Here is a 22,565-nt window from a genome sequence, read left to right as displayed (position 1 = left end):
ATGTTCCTCATTTCCAAGCTGATCTGGCTGGTCGCCCAGCCGCTTTCCATCGCGTTCCTGTTCGTCGCGCTTGCGGCGCTTCTCGGCCTTGCAGGCTTAAGGAGGCTCGGCGGCCTGTCCGCGCTCATCTCCACGCTGGTGCTGTTCGCGACGCTCTACACGACCGCGGGCTCGCTTGCCCTGCAGAACCTGGAGGACCGCACCGCAAGGCCGGCCGATCCGGGTTCGCTTTCCTGCATGATCGTGCTCGGCGGCGTCTTCGAGAGCGAGGTAACGAGCGCCCGCGGCGGCATCGAGTTCAACCAGGCCGCCGACCGGTTTGTCGAAGCATTGAGGCTGGCACTCAAATACCCGCAATCCCGCATTCTGATTTCCGGCGGCGACGGCTCGTTCAGTGGCGTCTACGAGGGCGAGGCGCAAGCCTCGGAGCGCTTCTTCACCGCCTTCGGCGTGCCTGCCGATCGCATGGTCAAGGACAATACATCGCGCACGACCTACGAGAATACGGTCAACACCGCCCAATTGCTGGAGGCGGGCGGCCTCAAGGACTGCGTGCTGATCACTTCGGCCTTCCACATGCCGCGCTCGCTCGCGCTGTTCAAAAAGGCGGGAATAGCCGTCACGCCCTGGCCGGTAGATTTCCGCACCAGCGGCAAGATTACCTTGGGCCTCGACTTCACCCAGCCGGCGCTCAATGCCCAGCTGACGGCGACCGCCGTCAGGGAATGGATGGCGCTGATCGGCTACCGGATCGCAGGGCGGATAGACAGTTTCTAGGCGATTGTCATTTCTTCGAGATGGTGACGAAGCGCACGCCACGGGCGCGCACGCGCATCTCGCAGGGCTCGGCATCGGTACGCTCGCAGAAACGCGGATGCATTTTGAACATGAAGACCATGTTGCCGAAATACTGGACGAAATCGTAGCCGTAGACCTGGGCGGTGGCGATCATGATGTAGCCGCCCTCCTTCACCTGAACGTAGAAATTGTTCGGGCAGCCGTCGGCGCTGCATTTCGGCCCGCGCACGCCGTCGCAGGTCAGTTCGCCGTGATTGATGACCGCGTCGATCAGCCCATCGTTGTTGATGTCGAAGCGGCGGATGAAATCCGGCCCGTACGCAACAGTCTTGCAGGTTTCGTTGAAGTGGTTCTTCTCGAAGATCTCCGGGTCGCTGACCAGTTCCTGCTGGGCGGCGGCCACGGTCGGCATGACAAGGAGCGTGACCGACAGGGCGATCGCTTGAACTATCGTGACCAGTCGCTTCTTCAACTTTCCCACCATCGGCAATTCGTCTTGGTTCAAATTCATCTGTTCATCGTGCCCGGCCACGGATGACGGGCGCGGGCGACAGCGGCTATCCTTAAGGACGAGCACTTGCGCGACGCTGGAGAATGAAATGTACCTGCTGATGATCCTCGACTATGCAGGCGTTGCCGTGTTTGCCGCCACGGGGGCGCTTGCCGCCTCCCGCAAGGAGCTTGATCTCATCGGCTTCATGTTCTTTGCCGCGGTGACGGGCATGGGCGGCGGAACAGTGCGCGACATCATTCTCGGCCGGCCGGTCTTCTGGGTGATCGACCCCGGCTATATCCTCATCTGCGTCATCACCGGCGCCCTCGTCTATTTCACCGCGCACCGGGTCGAATGGCGGTACCGGCTGCTGATCTGGCTGGATGCGATCGGGCTTGCCGCCTATTGCGTGATCGGTGCCGCCAAGGGCATGGCTGCCACAGGCTCGCCGATCATAGCCATCGTCACCGGGATCATGACGGCCACGCTCGGCGGGATTTTGCGGGATATCCTCGCCAACGAGCCCTCCGTTCTGCTGAGACCGGAAATCTACATTTCGGCAGCATTGGCCGGATCGGGCGCCTTCATGGCCGTGCATGCGACGGGACAGCCGCTGATCGTCAGCGCAACCTTCGGCGTTGTGATCGCTTTTGCGCTGCGCGGGGGCGCCATCCATTACGGCTGGACCCTGCCGCGCTACCGGCCACGTCCCGGCCGTCCTCCGGAAGAGGCGATGAAGACCATCGGGAAAAAGAGGAGGAAGTCCTAGGAACGCTTCTCGCGCAGGCGGATGATCACGTCCACGTGGGCGATTTCCATGCCTTCCGGCGGCTCGGGGATATTGCCGATCTCGAGATTGTTGACCGGAACGTCGAGCACTTCATTGCGCCCTTCGACAAAGAAGTGATGATGATCCGACGTGTTGGTGTCGAAATAGGTCTTGGCGCCTTCGACGGCGAGAACACGGATCAGGCCGGCCTCGGTGAACTGGTGCAGGGTGTTATACACGGTTGCCAGCGACACCGGCACGCCGGCGACAACAGCCTCGTCATGCAGTTCCTCGACCGTCAGGTGGCGGTCGCCCTTGGCGAACAGAAGATCCCCCAAGGCAACCCGCTGCCGCGTGGGCCGCAGGCCGTAATGGCGCAGTTTCACTTCAATGTCCGTCATGGCTTCTGCCATATTTTTCCCGACGCTCCGACAAGTCGCGATAGTATCTTGAGTTTTCGATATAACTTTTGGCGCGCAGAGATTCAACAGTTTCTAACGTCAGGCGATGTGGGGCCTGCGTCAAATCGACGGAATTTGTGCTCATACCTCTGGTTTGCGTGCTCCGCTTCCTATATGCGGACGTGACAAATGATGTTCCAGGGCCCTTGAAATCATGCGCGGGCCTCGGGCCTGACGGCGGAAGCTGGAGGCGTCAAGAGCATCGCAGACTTCAAATTCATCCGGTCTTGCTCTAAAGCTGCGGCCGGAAACGACGACCACGATTGCGACCACAGGGGAAAACGGAAACTCGATGGCAACCAGACAGTCCAGCTTCAGCTACGAAGAACTCATCGCCTGCGCCCATGGCGAACTCTTCGGGCCCGGTAACGCGCAGCTGCCGCTGCCGCCCATGCTGATGGTCCACCGTATCACCGAAATTTCGGAAACCGGCGGAGCCTTCGACAAGGGCTATCTGCGCGCCGAATACGACGTCAAACCCGACGACTGGTACTTCCCCTGCCATTTCGAAGGCAACCCGATCATGCCGGGCTGCCTCGGCCTCGACGGCATGTGGCAGCTGACAGGCTTCTTCCTCGGCTGGCTGGGCGAAGAAGGCCGCGGCATGGCGCTTTCGACCGGCGAAGTGAAGTTCAAGGGCATGATCCGCCCGACCACCAAGCTTCTCGAATACGGCATCGACTTCAAGCGCGTCATGAAGGGCCGTCTCGTGCTCGGCACCGCAGACGGCTGGCTGAAGGCCGATGGCGAAACCATTTATCAGGCATCCGACCTGCGCGTCGGTCTGTCCAAGGAAAAGGCCGCCTGAGATCCGGTAACGGATCGACATAGGCGACTGATGAAACAAAAAAGGTAGATGAGATGAGACGGGTAGTTGTCACGGGCCTCGGTATCGTGTCCTCGATCGGTAACGACGCTGGCGAAGTCACCGAATCCCTGCGGCAGGCAAAGTCCGGCATTTCCTTTTCTCCCGACTTCGCGGAGCATGGCTTCAAGTGCCAGGTCTGGGGAAAGCCGAATATCGACGTGACGGATCTGGTAGACCGTCGCGCCATGCGCTTCCTCTCCCAGGGCGGTTCCTGGAACCACGTCGCGATGAAGCAGGCGCTGGCCGATTCCGGTCTTGAGGAAAAGGACTACGCCGAAAACGAGCGCGCCGGCATCATCATGGGTTCGGGCGGTCCGTCCACCCGCACCCTGATCGACGCTGCAGAGATCACGCTGAAGAACAACAGCCCGAAGCGCATCGGCCCGTTTGCCGTGCCGAAGGCCATGTCGTCGACGGCATCCGCCACGCTTGCCACCTGGTTCAAGATTCATGGCGTCAACTACTCGATCTCGTCGGCCTGCTCGACGTCTGCGCACTGCATCGGCAATGCCGCGGAAATGATCCAGTGGGGCAAGCAGGACATCATGTTCGCAGGCGGCCACGAAGATCTCGACTGGACGATGTCGAACCTGTTCGACGCCATGGGCGCCATGTCGTCCAAGCGCAACAACCAGCCGGAAGTCGCCTCGCGCGCCTATGACGTCGACCGCGACGGTTTCGTCATCGCCGGCGGCGCGGGCGTTCTCGTGCTCGAAGAACTGGAACATGCCAAGGCCCGCGGCGCCAAGATCTATGCCGAAATCACCGGCTATGGAGCAACCTCCGACGGCTACGACATGGTTGCTCCGTCGGGCGAAGGCGCAATCCGCTGCATGCGCCAGGCGCTTGCCACCGTGAAGGGCGAAGTCGATTACATCAACACCCACGGCACCTCGACGCCGGTGGGTGACTCGAAGGAAATCGGCGCGATCCGCGAAGTCTTCAAGGACAAGATCCCGCACATCCAGTCCACCAAGTCGCTGACCGGCCATTCGCTGGGTGCAGCCGGCGTGCAGGAATCGATCTACGGCCTCCTGATGATGCAGAACGGCTTCATCGGCGAAAGCGCCCATATCGAGAACCTCGACCCGGAATTCGACGGCGTTCCGATCGTCCGCAGCCGCATCGACAATGCCAAGATCGACACCGTCCTTTCCAACTCGTTCGGTTTCGGCGGCACCAACGCAACGCTGGTCTTCCAGCGCTATAACGGATAATTCCATGACCGGAATCATGCAGGGTAAACGCGGCCTGATCATGGGGGTCGCCAACAACCATTCCATCGCCTGGGGCATTGCCAAGGCCGTGGCCGCACAGGGCGCGGAACTCGCCTTCACCTATCAGGGCGAAGCTCTCGGCAAGCGCGTCAAGCCGCTCGCCGCCGAAGTGAATTCAGATTTCGTCATTCCCTGCGACGTGGAAGACATCGCTTCCGTGGACGCGACGTTTGATGCGATCAAGGAACGCTGGGGTTCGTTCGACTTCCTCGTCCACGCCATCGGCTTTTCCGACAAGAACGAGCTGAAGGGCCAATATGCCAATACGACGCGCGAAAACTTCTCGCGCACCATGGTCATCTCCTGTTTCTCCTTCACGGAGATCGCCAGGCGCGCAGCGCCACTGATGACCAATGGCGGCTCGATGCTGACGCTGACCTATAACGGCTCGCAGCGCGTTATCCCGAACTACAACGTCATGGGCGTTGCGAAGGCTGCTCTGGAAGCCTCCGTGCGCTATCTGGCGGCAGATTTCGGCCCGAGCGATATCCGCGTCAACACGATCTCCGCCGGCCCCGTGCGCACGCTTGCCGGTGCCGGCATTTCGGACGCCCGTGCGATCTATTCCTGGAACAAGGAAAACGCTCCGCTGCGCCGTACCGCGACGATCGAGGATATCGGCGGCTCTGCCCTCTACCTCCTGTCGGACCTTTCCCGCGGCGTGACCGGCGAAGTGCATTATGTCGACGCCGGCTACAGCATCACCTCGCTGCCGACGCTCGACAAGCTGCGCAAGGCCGACGTCGAGTAACATTATCCAAAAGACTTTCAAGAAGGGCGTGCGCATCATGATGCGCACGCCCTTCTTGCTTTCTGGCGCCCTAGATACTAATCTCCGTTCAGGTTGGAGCTGCGTGATGGAGCGGAATAGCCAGAAGATCATTGCGCGGTTGAAGCGTGAAGGCTTCGAGCTGATCTCTGTGAAGGGATCGCATCATAAATTCCGCAAAGGCTCCCAAACGATCATCGTTCCGCATCCGAAGAAGGATCTCCCTATCGGTACGGCCTTGGCTATTGCCAAGCAGGCTGGTTGGGCTTGAGGGCCAAGCAAATGAAACATTTCATCGCGCTCGTACACAAGGACAAAGGCAGCGCCTTCGGCGTCAGTTTTCCGGACTTGCCGTCCGTATTCTCAGCAGCGGATGGCGAAGAGGATTTGGTCGCCAATGCTATCGAGGCTCTGCGCCTCTGGGGCGAAGACGAGGCTCTGCCTCTCCCCTCCAGCTATGAACAGGTCACAGCGCGTGATGACATCCGTGCCGAGCTTGCAAATGGCGCGTTCCTGATGCGCATTCCCGTCATCGAGGATGATGCACGTGTGGTAAGGGCCAATGTGACGTTCGAGAAGGGCATGTTGGAGGCAATCGATGCTGCAGCGCGTGAAAGAGGTTTGACGCGCTCCGCCTTCCTCGCCAGTGCCGCCCGCAAAGAGATCGAGGCCGCCTGATCACGGCGCCCTTTTTAAGTCCTCGACCGCCTGGACATTCCCGGCGGCCGCAGCCTCTTTCAGGAGAGCCTTTGCCCTCTTCGGGTTCTCCTGCGCGATCAAATGGGCAAGCTTCCACTTTGCCCAGTGGTCCTTCGTCTTCGGCAGACTGAGCTCGAAATAGCGCCGTGCCTGGGCCACATCCTTCGTCATGCCCTCGCCATCGGCCAGCATGAAGGCGAGCATGTGGTAGCCCCAGATATTGTCGTTGTCGGCCGCCAGCCGGTACCAGATCGCCGCGATCTTCGGGTCCGGCTGCACGCCGATGCCCTTCTGGTAACACCAGCCGATCTTGAGTTGGCCGTGCTTGTTGTTGCGCGCCGCTGACTTCATGTACCAATAGAAGGCTTGGACCGGGTCCCTGGCGAGCCCCTCGCCCGCCTCATAGAGCTCGCCCAGCTTGAAGGCGGCCGTGGCATTGCCCTTGTCTGCGGCAAGCCGGAAGTAATGCGCAGAGAGCCGCAGGTCGTCCGGGCGCCTGTTCCTGGAGCCCTGGTAGGCCTCCGCGGCGCTATACCATTCCCATGTAATAGGCGGTGGCTCGCCAAGAGCTGCCGCCGACGTCAGCAGAAGAGAGAGAAAACCGCCTGCTATCCGCTTCATGCCGTCCCCCAACGCCACCCGCCGCAACCCTAGTTTGCAGATGGTGGCATTGGCAAGAGCGCATGAATGCCGGCCTGGGGAGACGGATTATTTGCGTGCCCAGAGAACCTTGAACTTGGCATTGCGGCAGGTTTCGCCGTATTCGCGAAAACCCTCTTCCAGAACCGGCTCGTAGGGGAGGCCGCGATTGGCGACCATTACAAGCCTGCCGCCCTGTTTCAGCGCGCCGGCCGCGGTGCGGATCATCGTGCGGCCCAATTCCGGATCGGCGGCCTGCGCCTCGTGGAAGGGCGGGTTCATGATGACCATGTCGTATTTTTCCTTCGGCGGCTCGGAGCCGAGATCCTGCCAGAAGAAACGTGCCTCGAGGTCCGGGCAGTTATGCGCCAGGTTCTGCTTGGCAAATTCCAGCGCCCGATAATCGGCTTCGAAGAGGTCGATACGGTGAACCCGCGGCGACTTTTCCGCCAGCATGATCGAGAGATAACCCCAGCCGGCACCGAAGTCGGCGACATTGCCGTCGAAATCGGTCGGGAAGCGGCCTGCCAGAAGCTCGGAACCCGCATCGACGCGATCGTGGCTGAACATGCCGGGAGCCGCCTGGAAGCGTCCCTCGACGGTCACGGCGGGCTTCCTCAGCGCCTTGATGGCATCGCCGGCGTCTTCCGGTCGGCCGAACCAGATCGCCACGCCATGATATTTCGGCGTGTAGTCGAGCATGATGCCGAGCTTCAAAAGCATGGTGCGCAGCGCCTGGATACCATCTTCCTTGCTGCCCGCGACGACGATCAGGCCGCCCACCTTGACCCGAGCCAAGGCCTCGGCAATGCGGTTTTCGTTGTCGCCGCGGTGCTTGCCGCACAGAACCAGCGCACCGTCGTAATCCTCGCCCTCCGGCTCCGGATAGGCGTTCTCGCGTAAGGACCGGAAGAGCGGCCGGAACGGCTGCACATAGGTGATCTCCGCATCGAAGCCTTCCGGGCGGGCATTGCCTGCCTCGGCGCCGAGAAAGATCACCCGCTCGCCTTTGCCGGGCATGGGCACGGCATCGGTGACGAAGGGGTGGAACAGGGTTTTCAGCGCGTCGCGGCTCATGGGTGCGGACCTTAGCGGATCGTGTTTCGTATCTATCAATAAAGAAAAGGCGCGGAAGAACAAACTTCCGCGCCCTTCATTTCAATCAGTCGAAAGCTTATTCGGCGGCTGCGTCGCCTTCGGCCTTCTTGAGTTCCTGGCCGGTGGCCTGGTCGACGACCTTCATCGACAGGCGAACCTTGCCGCGCTCGTCGAAGCCCATCAGCTTGACCCAGACCTTGTCGCCTTCCTTGACGACGTCCGAGGTCTTGGCAACGCGCTCGGAAGCGAGCTGCGAGATGTGGACCAGACCGTCACGGGCGCCGAAGAAGTTGACGAAGGCGCCGAAATCGGCAGTCTTCACAACGGTGCCTTCGTAGATGGCGCCGACTTCCGGTTCAGCAACGATCGAGTGGATCCACTTGCGGGCCGCTTCGATTTCCTTGCCGGAAGAAGAAGCGATCTTCACGGTGCCGTCGTCTTCGATGTTGATCTTGGCGCCGGTCTTTTCAACGATTTCGCGGATGACCTTGCCGCCCGAACCGATGACTTCACGGATCTTGTCGACCGGGATGTTCATCACTTCGATGCGCGGAGCAAATTCGCCGAGCTGCGCACGGCCTTCGGAGATGGCATTCGACATCTCGCCGAGGATGTGCTTGCGGCCACCCTGTGCCTGCTCGAGAGCGACCTTCATGATCTCTTCGGTGATACCGGCGATCTTGATGTCCATCTGCAGCGAGGTGATGCCGTCGGCGGTACCTGCAACCTTGAAGTCCATGTCGCCGAGGTGGTCTTCGTCGCCGAGGATGTCGGAGAGAACGGCGAAACGTTCACCTTCGAGGATCAGACCCATGGCGATACCGGCAACCGGCTTTGCGAGCGGTACGCCTGCGTCCATCAGGGCGAGTGAGGTGCCGCAGACGGTTGCCATCGAGGACGAGCCGTTGGACTCGGTGATCTCGGAGACGACGCGCAGCGTGTAGGGGAACTGTTCGGCAGACGGCAGCATCGGGCGGATAGCGCGCCAAGCGAGCTTGCCATGGCCGATTTCGCGGCGGCCCGGGGAGCCCATGCGGCCGGTTTCACCAACCGAGTAGGGAGGGAAGTTGTAATGGAGCAGGAAGCGCTCCTTGTACATGCCGGTCAGGCTGTCAACGTACTGTTCGTCTTCGCCGGTGCCGAGCGTGGCAACAACGATCGCCTGGGTTTCACCGCGGGTGAACAGCGACGAGCCGTGGGTGCGCGGCAGGATGCCGACTTCCGATACGATGGCGCGAACGGTCGACAGGTCGCGGCCGTCGATGCGGCTCTTGGTGTCGAGGATGTTCCAGCGAACGATCTTGGCCTGCAGGTGCTTGAAGACGGAGCCGATCACTTCAGCCGTGTATTTCGGCTCGACGCCTTCCGGGAAGAAGTGAGCCTTGACCTTTGCCTTGACGGCGTCGATGGCTGCGTAGCGATCGGCCTTCTGGGTGATCTTGTAGCCTTCGCGCAGTTCAGCTTCGAACAGCTTCAGCATTTCGGCTTCGAGTTCGGAATAGTCTTCCGGCTGGAAGTCGCGCGGTTCCTTGGCAGCCACTTCGGCGAGCTTGATGATCGCGTCGATAACCGGCTGGAAACCACGGTGACCGAACATGACGGCGCCGAGCATGACGTCTTCGTTCAGTTCCTTGGCTTCCGATTCAACCATCAGGACGGCGTCCTGGGTGCCGGCGACGACGAGGTCGAGAACCGACTCGTCCATTTCGTCGAGATGCGGGTTGAGAACGTATTCGCCGTTGATGTAGCCAACGCGTGCGCCGCCGATCGGGCCCATGAACGGTACGCCGGAGAGCGTCAGCGCTGCAGAGGTGGCAACCATGGACAGGATGTCCGGGTTGTTCTCGAGGTCATGCTGGATGACGGTGACGACGACCTGGGTGTCGTTCTTGTAGCCTTCCGGGAAGAGCGGACGGATCGGACGGTCGATCAGGCGGGAAACGAGCGTTTCGTTTTCCGACGGACGGCCTTCGCGCTTGAAATAGCCGCCCGGGATCTTGCCGGCGGCATAGGTCTTTTCCTGGTAGTTGACGGTGAGCGGGAAGAAGTCCTGGCCCGGCTTCGGCGCCTTGGCCGAAACGACGGTGGCGAGAACGACGGTTTCACCGTAGGTGGCCAGAACGGCGCCGTCTGCCTGGCGGGCGATCTTGCCCGTTTCCAGCTTCAGCGGGCGGCCTGCCCATTCGATTTCGACAGAATGCGTATTGAACATGTCTTGTCCTTCAACGCGGGAGACGGCGCCTCGCCCGTGGATTCCCTCTGGGATCTCCGTTGGGGCGGCAGCGCATCAGCCGCGAACAATGCGACACATCACGGGCAAGACAACGAGAAGCTTCCAAACTGACCGAAGCCGCCAAGCGGCTCCGATCAAAAGCATCCGGCAATCCTGCCCCATGACAGGTCTGGTTTTGGTGGCGAAACCGGCCCATCCGGGTCCGCCTTGGTTGGTCATGCGCAAAGAGTGCAGGACCGGTAGAGAGTACCGAAGTACCCGGAAAAAGATGCGGCGGGCGCTTGTCGTCAAGCGCCCGCCGGCAATTCATTAGCGGCGGATACCGAGGCTGCCGATCAGCTTGGTGTAACGGCCTTCGTCCTTCTTCTTGAGATAGTCAAGAAGCGAACGGCGGCTGGAAACCATGGTCAGAAGGCCACGACGGGAGTGGTTGTCCTTCTTGTGACCCTTGAAGTGTTCGGTCAGGTTGTTGATCCGCTCGGTCAGGATTGCAACCTGGACTTCCGGAGAACCGGTGTCGCCTTCGAAGGTTGCGTATTCCTTGATGAGGGCGGTCTTGCGCTCTGCAGTGATCGACATCGTGTGATCCTTTCTGAACTGAGGATTGAGGTCGCCAAAGGCCGGGATGTCGTCCAGCCTTGGCCGTGAATTGCAAAACGAGCCCAAAAGCCTGCTTTTGCTGGCGGTGCCTATAAACCATTCACCGGGGGAATGGAAGAGGCGGACTTCGTTACCGTTCATACGCCGGTCCATCCCCTTTATCATGGTCCGGTCTGGCGGTCGTCCTTGCGAAAGCTACGCTCGATCCAGTCCGCCAGCAACGCAGCGGGTGCCGGCAACCGGTCAAAACGGCGCGCCACGATCCAATAGGCGCCAAATGGGATCGAGGTGTCGAACGGGCGGATCAGTCGCCCTGCCCTCACATCCTCGTCGACGAACCTCTCTTCGATCAGAGCGACCCCCTGCCCGCGGAGCGCCGCCTGCAGGATCAGGCCCTCGTCCGTATAGACGAGCCCCTGTCCGGTCTCGACGCCCGGCAGTCCGGCCGCCTCGAACCACTGCCGCCACGTATTCCGCCGGTCCTCGTGAAGAAGAGGGTAGCGAAGCAGGTCGGAGGGTGCCGACGGCCGCCCGTCGCGTTCGATGAGGGCGGAGGACATCGCCGGTGAGATGCGCGAATGGGTCAGATACCGGCTTTCCACGCGCGGCCAGGCGCTTGCCGTCAGGCTGTGCCGGATCGCAAGCGATGTCCCATGGACGCGAAACTCCGCCAGGCGCGGATCCGCATCGACATTCACGTCGATCGTCGGGTTCTCTTTCTGGAATTCCGAAAGCCGCGGCATCAGCCAGCAGGCCGCGAAGGAGGGCTCGGCGCTGATCGTAACGACGGACCTGTCATCCGCCGCCTGCGCCTGGAGATCATCCAGGCAATCTCCCATTGCATCGAAAGACGGCGTCAAAACAGCAAGCAGCGCCTCGCCGGCCGGCGTCAGGCGGACGCTGCGATGCCTACGCTCGAACAGCGCGCGCCCCAGCGCCGTCTCCAGTTCGCGGATCTGGCGGCTGATTGCGGCCTGGGAAATGAACAGTTCCTGCGCAGCCAGCGTGAAGCTCCGCAGGCGGCCGGCCACCTCGAAACTGCGCAGGGCTGTCAACGGCAGTCGGCCACGCCTCATCGCATAACCTCAGGTCATCCGATGGCGACGATAAACTCGTTTGAGCGGCGCTGGCAATCGGGCGCACATGGCGAAGCAGGAGGTGCCGCCATGTGGAAGGAAATCCTGACGATCATGCTGGACGCCCTGCGTCTTGCGACCTTGCAGTCAACGCAGCCGGAAAAGGGCGCGCTACGTGGCAAGGAGCAGCAGGACAGGCGATGACGATGGCCCTTGGGGGCCATCGGGACGGCCTCAGGCGAAGACGCGCTTGGGGCGGAATTCGCCCTGGCCGATCTCGCCGATGGCGATCAGCCGGCCGCGTGCCGTCGCGTAGGCTTCCGGCTCTTCGACCGGGACATCGCGGCCGCGCAGGATGATCGCATTGCCCATCTTGATGCGATGCGCCTGGTCGTCCGTCACCGGCAGATGCGGCAGGCTGGACAGCGCTTCCGCCGTGTCGATCAGATAGGCGTCGAGTGCTGCGAGACGCTCGTCGCGATCCTCGATCTTTTCCAGCGCCACCAGATCGGCGAGCGGCACCATCTTGTCCTCGCCGAACGGGGCGACGAAGGTGCGGCGGAGATTTGAAATATGGCCGTAGCAGCCGAGATCGCGGCCGAAGTCGCGGGCGAGCGAGCGCACATAGGTGCCCTTGCCGCATTCGACCTCGAAATGCGCCTTGTCTGTCTCGACGCCAAGCAGCGTCAGGCGAAACACCTCGACCTCGCGGGACGGGATCTCGACCGTCTCGCCGTCGCGGGCAAGATCATAGGCGCGCTCGCCGGCGATCTTGATCGCGGAGAACTGCGGCGGGATCTGCTGGATGGTGCCGGTGTAATTGGGCAGGAGATCGCGGATCGCCTGCTCGGCCGGACGGGTGTCGGAGCTCTGCGTAACCTCGCCTTCGAGGTCGTCGGTCGAGCGCTCCTCGCCCCAGGTCACGGTGAATTCGTAGATCTTGCGGCCGTCCATGACGTAGGGGACGGTCTTGGTCGCGTCACCCAGCGCGATCGGCAGCATGCCGGAGGCGAGCGGATCGAGCGTGCCGGCGTGGCCGGCCTTCTGGGCATTCAAGAGCCACTTGATCTTGGACACGGCTTCGGTGGAGCCGAAATCCACCGGCTTGTCGAGGATCAGCCAGCCGGAAACAGCCCGGCCCTTGGGTTTGCGTGGTTTGGACATGCGTTCTCTTCAGATTTAAGCGTTGTCGTCGCCGTCGTCGCCAAGGTCCCGCTGGACTTCAGGCGAACGGAGCAGCTCGTCGATCTTCTTGTAATTGTCGAAGCTCGTGTCGTCGCGGAAGCGCACTTCCGGCATGTATTTCATCTGGCGCAGCTGGCCTCCGAGGCGGCCGCGGATGAACTTCGAATGACGGTTGAGCGTATCGATGACCGTCTGGTGGTCGGCAACGCCGAGCGGCGTCACATAGGCGGTCGCGATCTTCAGGTCGGGCGACATGCGCACTTCCGACACGGAGATCACGGTCTTTTCGATCAGGTCGTCGCGCACTTCGCCGCGCTGCAGGACCTGGGTGATGGCGGCGCGAACCTGTTCGCCAACGCGAAGCATGCGCTGGGAGGGCGCCGAAGATGTAGCCTTTGCCATGTTTAATCTCTTTGCCAGCGCCACCGGGGTTCGTCCCGCAACAGGCGCTTCTTCAATCAAGGGGCGTCAAATGACCCAGCGGACCGCAAAGGTCAAGGCGCAAGCCCCGAATAATTCGGGCGCGAGCACGTCACCACGCGACAGGCGGGCCGACAAATCAGGCGACCCGGTCTGATCAGAACAGGGCGTCGTCGATGTCGTCGTCGCTCATCACCGCTGTCACCGCAGGTGACGCAACGGGCGGCGCCTCTCCCAGGATAGCGGCATGGACCTCCCGCTCGGAAACCATGGTGTAAAGGCGGGCGATACGTGCGGAAAGATCGGAAAGTGCCGGAACCAGCGTCATGGAAGGCGCATCGCTTTCCACGGCAGCGATCTCGTTGGCGCAGCTGCGCAGGACTTCGCCGAGTTCCGCCTTGAAGTCGAGCCGCGACAGGGATCTGTCCATTTCGCCGATGGCAACGGCGCTCTGCTCGCCCAGCGCATCGGCCCCGGTATCCATTCGGTCGCCGACGGCGCGGATATTCTCCATCGCCTTCTCGAGGCGGCCATCCAGCGTCTCGCCATCACCGTCCTGCGCGATATTCAACTTCTCAGCGGCCGATTCCAGCGCCGTCAGTTCGAGCAGGACCTTTTCGGCGGTCTCATCCAGCGCGCCGGCAAAATTGCGCAGTTCGGCGGTAACAACGTTGAGCGCCTTGCCCTGCTCGCCGATCTTGCCGCAGCGAAGATTGGTGTTCAGCGCCATGTAGTGAATGTCGGTGCGCACGAGCTGCAGCAGACCGACGCCATCGATCAGCTCGCGGACCGTGGTGCCTGTTGAACGGCTGAGTTCGCCTGCTTCCGTTGCCACAGCCTCGATATCGCGCACTGCCTCCCGGGCGGTGCCGACATTGGCTTCCAGGCGGCGCATGGCGTTGTCGCCGTCGCTTTCGCTCTCTTCTGTCATCATCGAGCGCAGGTCGTCGATCTGTGCGAGATCGGAGCGGAAGCTTGCGACCGTCGCGACGATCTTGGCCGTATCGCGATCGAAGTCGTCGATCGACTGGCCGAGCTGGGCTGCAACGAGATTGGTGACGATGGACGACAGGTTGTCGCGATCGGCCTCATTGAGATCGGCCGCCTCGGCCGCGAGATAGCCGTCGAGCAACGTCAGCGATGCCTGGCAGTGCTCGATGCGCTGGCGGGTGATATCGCCGATCTGCATGGCCGAAAGGGTCGAGGCCAACTTGCCCTGGATGCCCGAGGCGATCTTGCGGACGCGCTCGGCGCGCTCGACCAGGACCTTGCGCTGGCCGCCGATATCGGCGCCACCCCTGGACAGGTCCGAGACGATGGCCGGGATCGCCGTCTCATAGCTTGCGATGATCTTCTCGCCCCGCGCCATGACCGATCCGAGGCCCGCACCGAGATGCTGCAGTTTGTCGCCGAATTCGTTGACCTGCCGCGTGCCGGTGTGAATGCGCTCCAGGATTTCCTCGGCAAAGCCCGCAAAATCCTCGATGCCGGCGCCGGTGATCTTGGCGGTGACGGCGAATGTGCGCAGGTAGCGCATGGTTTCCTGCATGTTCTCGACATGCGGACGCAGGTTGCGCTGGGAAGTGGAAATTTCGCCGAAACCGGCCTGGCGCGCGGTCTCCAGCTTGCTCAGCTCGGCCAGCTTGCCGACCGTCTGCTGGAGTTCCGCCATCGTGGCGTTTGCGGTCTCCTCGTCAAGCGATCCGGTCAGCTGATTGAGCGAGACGATCAGCTTGTTAAGCGCATCGAGAATGGAAAGCAGGGCAGCGCCCCCTTCAAGGAAACGCTCCTCGATCCGCGAACGGGCGGTCTCCATCCTGGCGACGAGGCCGGCGCCATGGTCTGCGCCGCGAAACACCTGATGCACGGGGGCCGGAGAAACTTCGGTCGTGTTCAACAATACTGCCGCGACTGCCACGCGCATCACCCTTCATGACTGCCGTCGACCTTGAGGCCTGATCGGCAGAGACTTCACCCTGTTCATCATGGGACAGTTCTCCGCCTCGTCGCTGCCGGCTTCAAAGAGCTCGGCAATCGGCGAGACACGGGCTGTCTTCGCATGGCGGCAATCTGCGGGAACGAGGGTTAACCGGCATGAAACACTGAAGCGGATTCGGCGCGCGTGGTTAATTTTCGGCAGATATGAACAGGTTACGAACGCCGCTTATTACTAATGCCGCACGAAAACTCACTGGAGCGAATTAACGCCCGGTTAAGCATGATGGCTCAACTTTGGCGGGCTATTTCAGCATATTCGAAGACTTTTGGAGTACGAATGAATACCTCCAGTCATAGCGAGCCGCAGCTCGCCTTGTCCGACAACCTGACAGTTCGGACGATCTCTGCGGTGCGCGAGAATATGCTGACCTTCATAGACGCACACGAGGCCGCCACGATCGCGCTGGCGGATGATGTGCAGGTCGACATCAGCTTCATCCAGATGATCGAGGCAGCAAGGATCCATGCCGAGACTGCCGGCAAGCGCATCGCGCTGTCGCAGCCGGCCACCGGTGCGCTGCTCGAAACGCTGCGCCGCAGCGGCTTCCTCGAAGGCATGTCGGCCGAAGACGCGAAATTCTGGCTTCATCAGGGGACAAATCAATGAGCGCCACCATCCTCACCGTCGACGATTCGGCGAGTATCCGACTGACGACGAGGGTCGCGCTGACCAATGCCGGCTACCAGGTGACGGAGGCTGTCGACGGCCTCGACGGCCTTGCCAAGCTCAATGCAGGACAGTTCGATCTCATCGTCACCGACCTCAACATGCCCAACATGGATGGTCTGACGATGATCCGGGAGCTGCGCAAGCTGCCGGCCCATATGGGCGTGCCGGTCATCTTCCTCACCACCGAATCCGACGCCGAACTGAAGGCCGAGGCAAAGGCTGCCGGCGCCACCGGCTGGCTGACCAAGCCTTTCGACCCGGAAAGCCTCGTCAAGATCGCCAGGAAGGTGCTCGGCAAATGAGCTTTCCTGATCCTATCGCGGTATTCAGGACGGAAGCAGCCGAGCTTCTGGAACAGATCGAGGCCGGTCTTCTCGATCTCAATGTGAATCTCGGCGACAAGGATCAGGTCGACGCGGTCTTCCGCGGCCTCCATACGCTCAAGGGCTCCGGCGCGATGTTCGGCTTCGAGGCGCTCGCCGCCTTCACCCACCATTGCGAAACCGCCTTCGACCGCGTCCGCAAGGGCGAGGTTCCGGCCACCCATGCGCTGGTCACCGCCGTGCTCGGCGCCAGGGACCATATGCGGGCACTGGTGGAAACGCCCATGGGCGACCACGAGGCGATGAGCGAGACGCTGCTCGACAACCTGCGTCGTGCCGTGGACGGCGCCGATAGTGGCGATGCTGCCGCGCCCGCCGCAGGTCCCGCCCGCATACTCTACAAGATCCGTTTCAGCCTGCCGCAGAACGCCATGGCGAACGGCACCAATCCCCTGCCGCTGCTCGACGAGCTGCGCGACCTCGGCACCTGCCGCATCGTCGCCGATCGCTCGAAGATCCCGTCGCTCGACGTGCTTGCTCCGACCGATCTCCACATCGCCTGGGATGTCGAACTGCTGACGGATCAGCCGCGCTCGGCGATCGACGACGTCTTCATCTTCGTCATGGACGACATGGAGCTTGTCGTTGAGGAGGTCGCAGCACCGGTTGAGCCGGAAGCACCGGTCACCACGATCAAAGCCCCTGCGGCAGCTCCAGAACCCACGATTTCTTCGTCTCTCCCCGCCCCGGCAGCCGTTGCCTCACCCGCAACGAATGCGCCTGCCGACGCGAAAGCTGCGAAGGCCGCCGAGAATGTTCGCGTTCCGGCTGAACGGCTCGACGAGCTGATGGACCGCGTCGGCGAGCTTGTGATTGCCCAGTCGCGGCTGTCGCAGCTTGCGGGCGGCAGCGGTGATCTTCAGCTGCGCGCCGTCTCCGAAGATGTCGAGCGCCTGTCCGGCGAACTTCGCGACACGATGATGGTCCTGCGCATGGTGCCTGTCACCCAGCTGTTCGGCCGCTTCCGCCGCCTTGTCCACGACCTCGCCAACGAGACCGGCAAGAGGATCGAACTCGTCACCGAGGGCGAAACCACCGAAGTCGACAAGAGCGTCATCGAACGCCTCGCCGATCCGATGGTGCATCTGGTGCGCAATTCCTGCGATCACGGCCTTGAGACGGCGGAAGAACGCCGCGTCGCCGGCAAGCCGGAAGCGGGCCGCATCCATCTCTCCGCCCGCCAGCAGGCCGGCGAGGTGATCATCACCATCAAGGACGACGGCCGCGGCATCAACAAGGACCGTGTCCGCGCCAAGGCCGAATCCTCCGGGCTCATCCAGCCCAATGCCAGCCTCACCGACCAGGAACTCTACCAGCTGATCTTCCAGCCGGGCTTCTCGACGGCGCAGGCCGTCACCAATCTTTCCGGCCGCGGTGTCGGCATGGACGTGGTCAAGCGCACGATCGATGCGCTGCGCGGTACGATCAACGTCGTGAGCCGGCCGGGCGAAGGTTCGGAAATCTCGCTCGCCATCCCGCTGACGCTCGCGATCATCGACGGTCTGCTCGTGCGGGTCGGCAATGCCCGCTATGTCATTCCGCTCTCGGCGGTCGAGGAATGCCTCGAGCTTTCGGTCGAGGAGGACATGCGCTCGCGCGGCCGCAGCTTCATCTCGCTGAGGGACAGCCTCGTGCCCTTCCTGCGCCTGCGCGATCTCTTCCGCACCGGCACCAAGCCCGATCCGTTCCAGAAGGTCGTCGTCATTTCCACCGGCTCCGAGCGTGTCGGCCTCGTCGTCGACCAGATCATCGGTGACCACCAGACGGTGATCAAGGGCATGTCGAAGCTTCACCATGATGTCGGGATGTTCTCCGGCGCCACCATTCTGGGCGACGGCGGCGTCGCCCTCATCCTCGACGTCGGCCATCTCGTCGCCGAAGGGCAGCAACAGGAGGCGCATCTGCGCGCAGCCGGATGAACCAAGCAGTTAGAAAACTCTCCGAAGACCTGTGGAACGGCCGCGACGAGCTGGAGGTGCTGACCTTCGAGATCGCCGGCGAGACCTTTGCGCTGGAAGCCTTCATCGTCCAGGAAATCCTCGATCTCCTGCCGGAAACCAGCGTCCCGGGCGCCAAGGCCTTTGTCGGCAGTGTCATCAATTTCCGCGGCAAGGTCATCCCGCTCGCCGATATCCGCCTTGCCTTCGGCATGGAAGCGACGCGACCGACGATCGACAGCCGCATCATCGTCATCGAAATCGAGATCGACGACGAACCGGTGCTCGCCGGCATCCGCACGGACAAGGTGCATGAGGTAACGACGCTGCAGCGCTCGGCGAGCGAGCCGCCCCCGAGCGTCGGTATGCGCTGGCGCCCTGATTTCATCGACTGCCTGGTCAAGCGCGGAAGCGAATTCATCATCCTTCCGAACCTCCAGGTCATCTTTTCAGCCCAACACGATCGTTCCGCCACGGCGGCCTAAGGTCAGTCAAACTCTGACGGAGACAGACACATGCGTGCGTCCATCAAGCTCAAGCTCGCTTCCGCCTTCGGCTTCATCATCGTGATGCTGATGGTGACCGCCGGCTACGGCGTCTACAGCCTCGGCAATCTCAACGACACGCTTGAAAACGTGCTGCAGGGACCGGCCACTCGCCTCAAGCTGGCCCAGGCGCTGAGCAACGAACAGCTGCAACAGATCCGCCAGCAGAAGAACCTGCTGCTCGCCTCCGGCACCGAGGAAATGAAGACCTATATCGGTCGCGGTGATACCGGCCGCGCCGATTTCGACAATACGTTCGAGCAGATCAAGGCCCGCGCCACCGAGCAGGGCATGGTCTACTGGAACAAGCTTTCCGGCTTCACCGCCGAGTTCCGCAAGCAGGACGACCAGATCCGCGCCCTGATGCTCGCCGGCGACACGATCGGCGCCAATCGGATTTCCAGCAACGAGGCACGCGCCGTCACCAACGAGATCGACGCGCTGCTTTCCGAAGTGGTCAAGCTCGAGGAAGGCCGCCTTCTGGCAGCCGACGAACAGGCTGATGCCGATTACCTCCAGACCCGTCTGGTGATGATCTCGGTCGCGGCTGTGGCCCTGCTCGTCGCCGTTCTCGCCGCCTTCTGGATCGCGATGAGCATCAACAAGGGTCTGCGCAATGCCGTTGGCGCCGTGCAGAACGTGGCCGAGGGCGATCTCACTCGCTTTGCCACGATCACCAGCAAGGACGAGATCGGTGATCTGCTCGGTTACGTCAACACGATGATCGAACGCCTGCGCGGCGTCGTCGGCGATGCCTTGTCGGCCTCCGACAACGTCTCGTCCGGCAGCCAGGAACTCTCGGCCAGCTCCGAACAGCTCTCCCAGGGCGCGACCGAACAGGCATCCGCCGCCGAAGAGGCATCCGCCTCGATGGAAGAGATGGCGGCCAATATCAAGCAGAATGCCGACAACGCTGCCCAGACGGAAAAGATCGCCCGCCAGTCGTCGCGCGATGCCGAGATCTCCGGCCAGGCCGTCAACCGCGCCGTCGGCGCCATGCGCACGATCGCCGAAAAGATCTCCATCGTCCAGGAAATCGCCCGCCAGACCGACCTTCTCGCACTCAACGCCGCCGTCGAGGCTGCGCGTGCCGGCGAGCATGGCAAGGGCTTTGCCGTCGTCGCCTCGGAAGTCCGTAAGCTTGCCGAGCGTTCGCAGGCTGCCGCTGCCGAAATCAGCACGCTCTCCGGCGAGACGGTGCAGGTTGCGACCGAAGCTGGCGAAATGCTGAACCGCCTGGTGCCGGATATCCAGAAAACCGCCGAACTGGTCTCGGAAATCTCCGCCGCCTGCCGCGAGCAGGATATCGGAGCCGCCCAGATCAATGAAGCGATCCAGCAGCTCGACAAGGTGACCCAGCAGAATGCCGGTGCCTCGGAAGAGATGTCCGCGACCTCCGAAGAACTCGCGTCGCAGGCCGAGGAACTGCAGGCCTCGATCGCCTTCTTCCGCGTCGATCAGGCTGGCGCGAGGGCCCCATCGGCCCGGATGAGCGCGCCCGCACCGCGCGCCGCCGCAAAGCTTGCTCAGCGCCCCGCAGCTCCCGCCGCCCGTCCCGCTGCCCACACCGTTCACAGCCAGCAGGCCCGCGCCAAGGGCTTTGCGCTCGACATGTCGATGGGCGGCCCGGACGCGGACGACGATCACTTCCGCGAAAGCGCCTGATACCGATCCTCCGGGCTCACGGGCCCGGACTTATTCCCTTTGGGCCTTAAGGTCCGGATTTCCATCCGCATGACGCGGGCGGATCATCTCAAAGCGCAAGAGTGAATGCATCAGTCTTCGCATCGGAGCCTCGCCGGAGGCTCCATCTTACGAAGTTGTCAAAGGACACGGACGATGCGGTTCACCATCAAACTGAAACTGGCCCTCGCCTTCGGGCTGATCATTCTCATGCTTGTGGGAACCGCCGGCTATGCCATGCTCAGCCTCGGCAACCTCAACGACAATCTCGAGGGTGTCCTGGAAGGACCGGCCGCCCGCCTCGAGATGGCGCAGGAACTGGATATCCAGCAACTGCAGCAGATCCGCCAGCAGAAGAACCTGCTGAACGCCGACAACACGGCGGATGCCCAGAAATATACCGCACTCGCCGACGAGGCCCGCCGGAATTTCGACGAGGCCATGAGCCAGGGCACGGCAAAGGCGACGGAACAGAGCCGGCCGATCTGGGAAAAGCTGGCGCAGTTCTCCGGCGACTTCCGCCGCCAGGATGACCGCATCCGTTCCGCCATCGGTACCGGCGACCGCTCGACTGCCCAGCGCATTTCGGACGATGACGCCCGCAATATCGCCAATTCCATGGACGACCTGTTCAAGCAGCTGATCGCCTACGAGAAGACCCATCTGGAACAGGCGAGCGTTGTCGCCCACGACGTCTACGAACACACCCGCCTGGTGATGATCTCGCTCGCTGCAGCCGCACTGCTGATCGCCGCCGGTGCCGCCACCTGGATCGCGCTCGGCATCAGCCGCGGCCTCAACAAGGTGATGGTCGTCGCCGAAGCGGTTTCGATCGGCGACCTCAACCAGACGGTCGAGATCAAGTCCAATGACGAGATCCGCGACCTCGTCACCAAGGTCAACATCATGACCGCCAACCTGCGTCAGACCGCAGATATCGCCGACCAGATCTCCAACGGCAACCTGACGGTGACGCCGAAGCCGCTGTCGGATCGCGATACGCTCGGCATCGCGCTGGAAAGCATGGTCGAGCGCCTGCGCGGCGTCGTCGCCGATGCGCTGTCGGCCTCCGACAATGTCTCGTCGGGCAGCCAGGAACTGTCTGCCGGCTCCGAACAGCTGTCGGAAGGTGCGACCGAACAGGCCGCCGCCGCCGAAGAGGCTTCCGCCTCGATGGAAGAGATGGCCGCCAACATCAAGCAGAACGCCGATAACGCTGCCCAGACGGAAAAGATCGCCCGCCAGTCGTCGAAGGATGCGGAAGCCTCCGGCCAGGCCGTTGCCCAGGCGGTTGCCGCCATGCGCACGATCGCCGAGAAGATCTCCATCGTCCAGGAAATCGCCCGCCAGACCGACCTTCTCGCCCTCAACGCCGCCGTCGAGGCTGCCCGTGCCGGCGAACACGGCAAGGGCTTTGCCGTCGTCGCCTCGGAAGTCCGCAAGCTCGCAGAACGCTCGCAGGCCGCCGCTGCCGAGATCAGCGCGCTTTCCGGCACCACCGTGCAGACCGCGACCCAGGCCGGCGAGATGCTGAACAAGCTGGTCCCGGACATCCAGAAGACTGCCGAGTTGGTGTCGGAAATCTCCGCCGCCTGCCGCGAGCAGGATATCGGCGCGGCGCAGATCAACGAAGCGATCCAGCAGCTCGACAAGGTGATCCAGCAGAATGCCGGTGCCTCGGAAGAAATGTCCTCGACCTCCGAGGAACTTGCCGCTCAGGCGGAAGAGCTGCAGGCCTCGATCGCCTTCTTCCGCGTGGAGCGCAAGGCGGCCGCTCCGGCCCATAACGCACCGGCCGCACGTCCTGCCCAGGCGGCAGCACGGCCGCAGGCATCGGCCCGCACACGCCCCTCACAGGATCAGTCCATTGCCCAGCAGCAGGCCCGCGCCAAGGGTTTTGCGCTGGACATGTCGATGGGCGGTCCAGACCGTGACGACGACGACTTCCGGGAAAGCGCTTGAAC

24 protein-coding genes are annotated in these 22,565 nt (G+C 62.3%); 14 read left to right on the top strand and 10 right to left on the bottom strand.

Annotated elements, in window-relative coordinates:
• On the top strand, positions 1-777 hold the full coding sequence (locus BM216_RS03930; protein ID WP_092995344.1) for a YdcF family protein: 777 nt from the start codon (positions 1-3) through the stop codon (positions 775-777).
• A gap of 7 nt (positions 778-784) precedes the next feature.
• Here BM216_RS03930 and BM216_RS03925 read toward each other — a convergent pair whose 3' ends face one another.
• Positions 785-1,258 carry a hypothetical protein gene (locus BM216_RS03925; protein ID WP_092996889.1) on the bottom strand — a complete coding sequence of 158 codons (474 nt, stop codon included), beginning with the start codon at positions 1,256-1,258 and terminating at the stop codon, positions 785-787.
• Between the two features lie 139 nt (positions 1,259-1,397).
• Between BM216_RS03925 and BM216_RS03920 the strand changes: the two genes are divergently transcribed.
• The gene (locus tag BM216_RS03920; protein WP_092995341.1) at positions 1,398-2,060 is read left to right on the top strand and encodes a trimeric intracellular cation channel family protein; all 663 of its coding nucleotides are present in this window, start codon (positions 1,398-1,400) and stop codon (positions 2,058-2,060) included.
• Here BM216_RS03920 and irrA read toward each other — a convergent pair.
• A complete protein-coding gene (gene irrA / locus BM216_RS03915) occupies positions 2,057-2,473 on the bottom strand; it encodes an iron response transcriptional regulator IrrA (protein WP_092995338.1) in 417 nt (138 codons plus the stop codon). The two genes, BM216_RS03920 and irrA, sit on opposite strands and share 4 nt — an antisense overlap.
• Before the next feature lie 340 nt (positions 2,474-2,813).
• Here irrA and fabA point away from each other — a divergent pair, with 340 nt between their 5' ends.
• From fabA to BM216_RS03890, 5 genes are all read left to right on the top strand, one after another.
• Entirely contained in the window at positions 2,814-3,329 is a 516-nt protein-coding gene (fabA, locus tag BM216_RS03910; RefSeq protein WP_092995335.1) for a 3-hydroxyacyl-[acyl-carrier-protein] dehydratase FabA, read from the top strand.
• 53 nt (positions 3,330-3,382) lie between these two features.
• Entirely contained in the window at positions 3,383-4,606 is a 1,224-nt protein-coding gene (gene fabB, locus BM216_RS03905) for a beta-ketoacyl-ACP synthase I (protein ID WP_092995333.1), read from the top strand.
• Positions 4,607-4,610: 4 nt separating this feature from the next.
• Positions 4,611-5,417 carry an enoyl-ACP reductase FabI gene (gene fabI, locus BM216_RS03900; protein WP_092995330.1) on the top strand — a complete coding sequence of 269 codons (807 nt, stop codon included), beginning with the start codon at positions 4,611-4,613 and terminating at the stop codon, positions 5,415-5,417.
• Positions 5,418-5,523: 106 nt separating this feature from the next.
• A complete protein-coding gene (locus BM216_RS03895) occupies positions 5,524-5,706 on the top strand; it encodes a type II toxin-antitoxin system HicA family toxin (RefSeq protein WP_092995327.1) in 183 nt (60 codons plus the stop codon).
• 11 nt (positions 5,707-5,717) lie between these two features.
• Positions 5,718-6,113, top strand: a complete 396-nt coding sequence (locus BM216_RS03890) for a type II toxin-antitoxin system HicB family antitoxin (RefSeq protein WP_092995324.1) — start codon at positions 5,718-5,720, stop codon at positions 6,111-6,113.
• Here the strand turns inward: BM216_RS03890 and BM216_RS03885 are convergent, their stop codons facing one another.
• From BM216_RS03885 to BM216_RS03865, 5 genes are all read right to left on the bottom strand, one after another.
• A complete protein-coding gene (locus BM216_RS03885) occupies positions 6,114-6,755 on the bottom strand; it encodes a tetratricopeptide repeat protein (RefSeq protein WP_092995321.1) in 642 nt (213 codons plus the stop codon).
• Positions 6,756-6,842: 87 nt separating this feature from the next.
• Positions 6,843-7,850: a class I SAM-dependent methyltransferase gene (locus tag BM216_RS03880; protein WP_092995318.1), complete on the bottom strand. Its 1,008-nt coding sequence runs from the start codon at positions 7,848-7,850 to the stop codon at positions 6,843-6,845.
• Between the two features lie 97 nt (positions 7,851-7,947).
• The gene (gene pnp / locus BM216_RS03875) at positions 7,948-10,083 is read right to left on the bottom strand and encodes a polyribonucleotide nucleotidyltransferase (RefSeq protein ID WP_092995315.1); all 2,136 of its coding nucleotides are present in this window, start codon (positions 10,081-10,083) and stop codon (positions 7,948-7,950) included.
• A 330-nt stretch (positions 10,084-10,413) separates the two neighbouring features.
• Positions 10,414-10,683: a 30S ribosomal protein S15 gene (gene rpsO / locus BM216_RS03870; RefSeq protein WP_007528962.1), complete on the bottom strand. Its 270-nt coding sequence runs from the start codon at positions 10,681-10,683 to the stop codon at positions 10,414-10,416.
• A gap of 182 nt (positions 10,684-10,865) precedes the next feature.
• The gene (locus BM216_RS03865) at positions 10,866-11,780 is read right to left on the bottom strand and encodes a LysR substrate-binding domain-containing protein (RefSeq protein ID WP_092995312.1); all 915 of its coding nucleotides are present in this window, start codon (positions 11,778-11,780) and stop codon (positions 10,866-10,868) included.
• 21 nt (positions 11,781-11,801) lie between these two features.
• On the opposite strand from BM216_RS03865, the gene BM216_RS33250 reads away from it, so the two are divergent.
• Positions 11,802-11,984 (top strand): hypothetical protein, encoded by a 183-nt coding sequence (locus BM216_RS33250; RefSeq protein ID WP_143102721.1) that lies wholly within the window; start codon positions 11,802-11,804, stop codon positions 11,982-11,984.
• 30 nt (positions 11,985-12,014) lie between these two features.
• Here BM216_RS33250 and truB read toward each other — a convergent pair whose 3' ends face one another.
• The 3 genes from truB to BM216_RS03850 form a co-directional block, all read right to left on the bottom strand.
• Positions 12,015-12,944 carry a tRNA pseudouridine(55) synthase TruB gene (truB, locus tag BM216_RS03860; protein ID WP_092995309.1) on the bottom strand — a complete coding sequence of 310 codons (930 nt, stop codon included), beginning with the start codon at positions 12,942-12,944 and terminating at the stop codon, positions 12,015-12,017.
• A 15-nt stretch (positions 12,945-12,959) separates the two neighbouring features.
• Positions 12,960-13,367: a 30S ribosome-binding factor RbfA gene (rbfA, locus tag BM216_RS03855; protein WP_092995306.1), complete on the bottom strand. Its 408-nt coding sequence runs from the start codon at positions 13,365-13,367 to the stop codon at positions 12,960-12,962.
• Between the two features lie 175 nt (positions 13,368-13,542).
• Positions 13,543-15,303, bottom strand: a complete 1,761-nt coding sequence (locus BM216_RS03850) for a methyl-accepting chemotaxis protein (protein WP_143102720.1) — start codon at positions 15,301-15,303, stop codon at positions 13,543-13,545.
• Between the two features lie 357 nt (positions 15,304-15,660).
• On the opposite strand from BM216_RS03850, the gene BM216_RS03845 reads away from it, so the two are divergent.
• From BM216_RS03845 to BM216_RS03820, 6 genes are all read left to right on the top strand, one after another.
• The gene (locus BM216_RS03845) at positions 15,661-15,990 is read left to right on the top strand and encodes an STAS domain-containing protein (protein ID WP_092995300.1); all 330 of its coding nucleotides are present in this window, start codon (positions 15,661-15,663) and stop codon (positions 15,988-15,990) included.
• The gene (locus tag BM216_RS03840; RefSeq protein ID WP_092995297.1) at positions 15,987-16,355 is read left to right on the top strand and encodes a response regulator; all 369 of its coding nucleotides are present in this window, start codon (positions 15,987-15,989) and stop codon (positions 16,353-16,355) included. The genes BM216_RS03845 and BM216_RS03840 overlap by 4 nt, the downstream gene beginning before the upstream one ends.
• On the top strand, positions 16,352-18,355 hold the full coding sequence (locus BM216_RS03835) for a chemotaxis protein CheA (RefSeq protein WP_092995294.1): 2,004 nt from the start codon (positions 16,352-16,354) through the stop codon (positions 18,353-18,355). Before BM216_RS03840 ends, BM216_RS03835 begins: the two co-directional genes overlap by 4 nt.
• The gene (locus BM216_RS03830; protein WP_092995291.1) at positions 18,352-18,858 is read left to right on the top strand and encodes a chemotaxis protein CheW; all 507 of its coding nucleotides are present in this window, start codon (positions 18,352-18,354) and stop codon (positions 18,856-18,858) included. The genes BM216_RS03835 and BM216_RS03830 overlap by 4 nt, the downstream gene beginning before the upstream one ends.
• 30 nt (positions 18,859-18,888) lie before the next feature.
• Positions 18,889-20,583 carry a methyl-accepting chemotaxis protein gene (locus BM216_RS03825; protein WP_092995288.1) on the top strand — a complete coding sequence of 565 codons (1,695 nt, stop codon included), beginning with the start codon at positions 18,889-18,891 and terminating at the stop codon, positions 20,581-20,583.
• 174 nt (positions 20,584-20,757) lie between these two features.
• On the top strand, positions 20,758-22,563 hold the full coding sequence (locus tag BM216_RS03820; protein WP_092995285.1) for a methyl-accepting chemotaxis protein: 1,806 nt from the start codon (positions 20,758-20,760) through the stop codon (positions 22,561-22,563).
• The last annotated feature ends 2 nt before the right edge of the window (positions 22,564-22,565 follow it).

This window comes from Rhizobium sp. NFR07 (assembly GCF_900111905.1).
Taxonomy (GTDB): Bacteria; Pseudomonadota; Alphaproteobacteria; order Rhizobiales; family Rhizobiaceae; genus Neorhizobium.
This window is presented reverse-complemented; position numbering and strand designations above follow the sequence as displayed.

Coding starts and splice junctions, on each gene's coding strand:
- BM216_RS03930 (WP_092995344.1), top strand. CDS start 1: ATGTTCCTCATTTCCAAGCTGATCTGGCTGGTCGCCCAGCCGCTTTCC.
- BM216_RS03920 (WP_092995341.1), top strand. CDS start 1,398: ATGTACCTGCTGATGATCCTCGACTATGCAGGCGTTGCCGTGTTTGCC.
- irrA (WP_092995338.1), bottom strand. CDS start 2,473: ATGGCAGAAGCCATGACGGACATTGAAGTGAAACTGCGCCATTACGGC.
- fabA (WP_092995335.1), top strand. CDS start 2,814: ATGGCAACCAGACAGTCCAGCTTCAGCTACGAAGAACTCATCGCCTGC.
- fabB (WP_092995333.1), top strand. CDS start 3,383: ATGAGACGGGTAGTTGTCACGGGCCTCGGTATCGTGTCCTCGATCGGT.
- fabI (WP_092995330.1), top strand. CDS start 4,611: ATGACCGGAATCATGCAGGGTAAACGCGGCCTGATCATGGGGGTCGCC.
- BM216_RS03895 (WP_092995327.1), top strand. CDS start 5,524: ATGGAGCGGAATAGCCAGAAGATCATTGCGCGGTTGAAGCGTGAAGGC.
- BM216_RS03890 (WP_092995324.1), top strand. CDS start 5,718: ATGAAACATTTCATCGCGCTCGTACACAAGGACAAAGGCAGCGCCTTC.
- BM216_RS03885 (WP_092995321.1), bottom strand. CDS start 6,755: ATGAAGCGGATAGCAGGCGGTTTTCTCTCTCTTCTGCTGACGTCGGCG.
- BM216_RS03880 (WP_092995318.1), bottom strand. CDS start 7,850: ATGAGCCGCGACGCGCTGAAAACCCTGTTCCACCCCTTCGTCACCGAT.
- pnp (WP_092995315.1), bottom strand. CDS start 10,083: ATGTTCAATACGCATTCTGTCGAAATCGAATGGGCAGGCCGCCCGCTG.
- rpsO (WP_007528962.1), bottom strand. CDS start 10,683: ATGTCGATCACTGCAGAGCGCAAGACCGCCCTCATCAAGGAATACGCA.
- BM216_RS03865 (WP_092995312.1), bottom strand. CDS start 11,780: ATGAGGCGTGGCCGACTGCCGTTGACAGCCCTGCGCAGTTTCGAGGTG.
- BM216_RS33250 (WP_143102721.1), top strand. CDS start 11,802: ATGGCGACGATAAACTCGTTTGAGCGGCGCTGGCAATCGGGCGCACAT.
- truB (WP_092995309.1), bottom strand. CDS start 12,944: ATGTCCAAACCACGCAAACCCAAGGGCCGGGCTGTTTCCGGCTGGCTG.
- rbfA (WP_092995306.1), bottom strand. CDS start 13,367: ATGGCAAAGGCTACATCTTCGGCGCCCTCCCAGCGCATGCTTCGCGTT.
- BM216_RS03845 (WP_092995300.1), top strand. CDS start 15,661: ATGAATACCTCCAGTCATAGCGAGCCGCAGCTCGCCTTGTCCGACAAC.
- BM216_RS03840 (WP_092995297.1), top strand. CDS start 15,987: ATGAGCGCCACCATCCTCACCGTCGACGATTCGGCGAGTATCCGACTG.
- BM216_RS03835 (WP_092995294.1), top strand. CDS start 16,352: ATGAGCTTTCCTGATCCTATCGCGGTATTCAGGACGGAAGCAGCCGAG.
- BM216_RS03830 (WP_092995291.1), top strand. CDS start 18,352: ATGAACCAAGCAGTTAGAAAACTCTCCGAAGACCTGTGGAACGGCCGC.
- BM216_RS03825 (WP_092995288.1), top strand. CDS start 18,889: ATGCGTGCGTCCATCAAGCTCAAGCTCGCTTCCGCCTTCGGCTTCATC.
- BM216_RS03820 (WP_092995285.1), top strand. CDS start 20,758: ATGCGGTTCACCATCAAACTGAAACTGGCCCTCGCCTTCGGGCTGATC.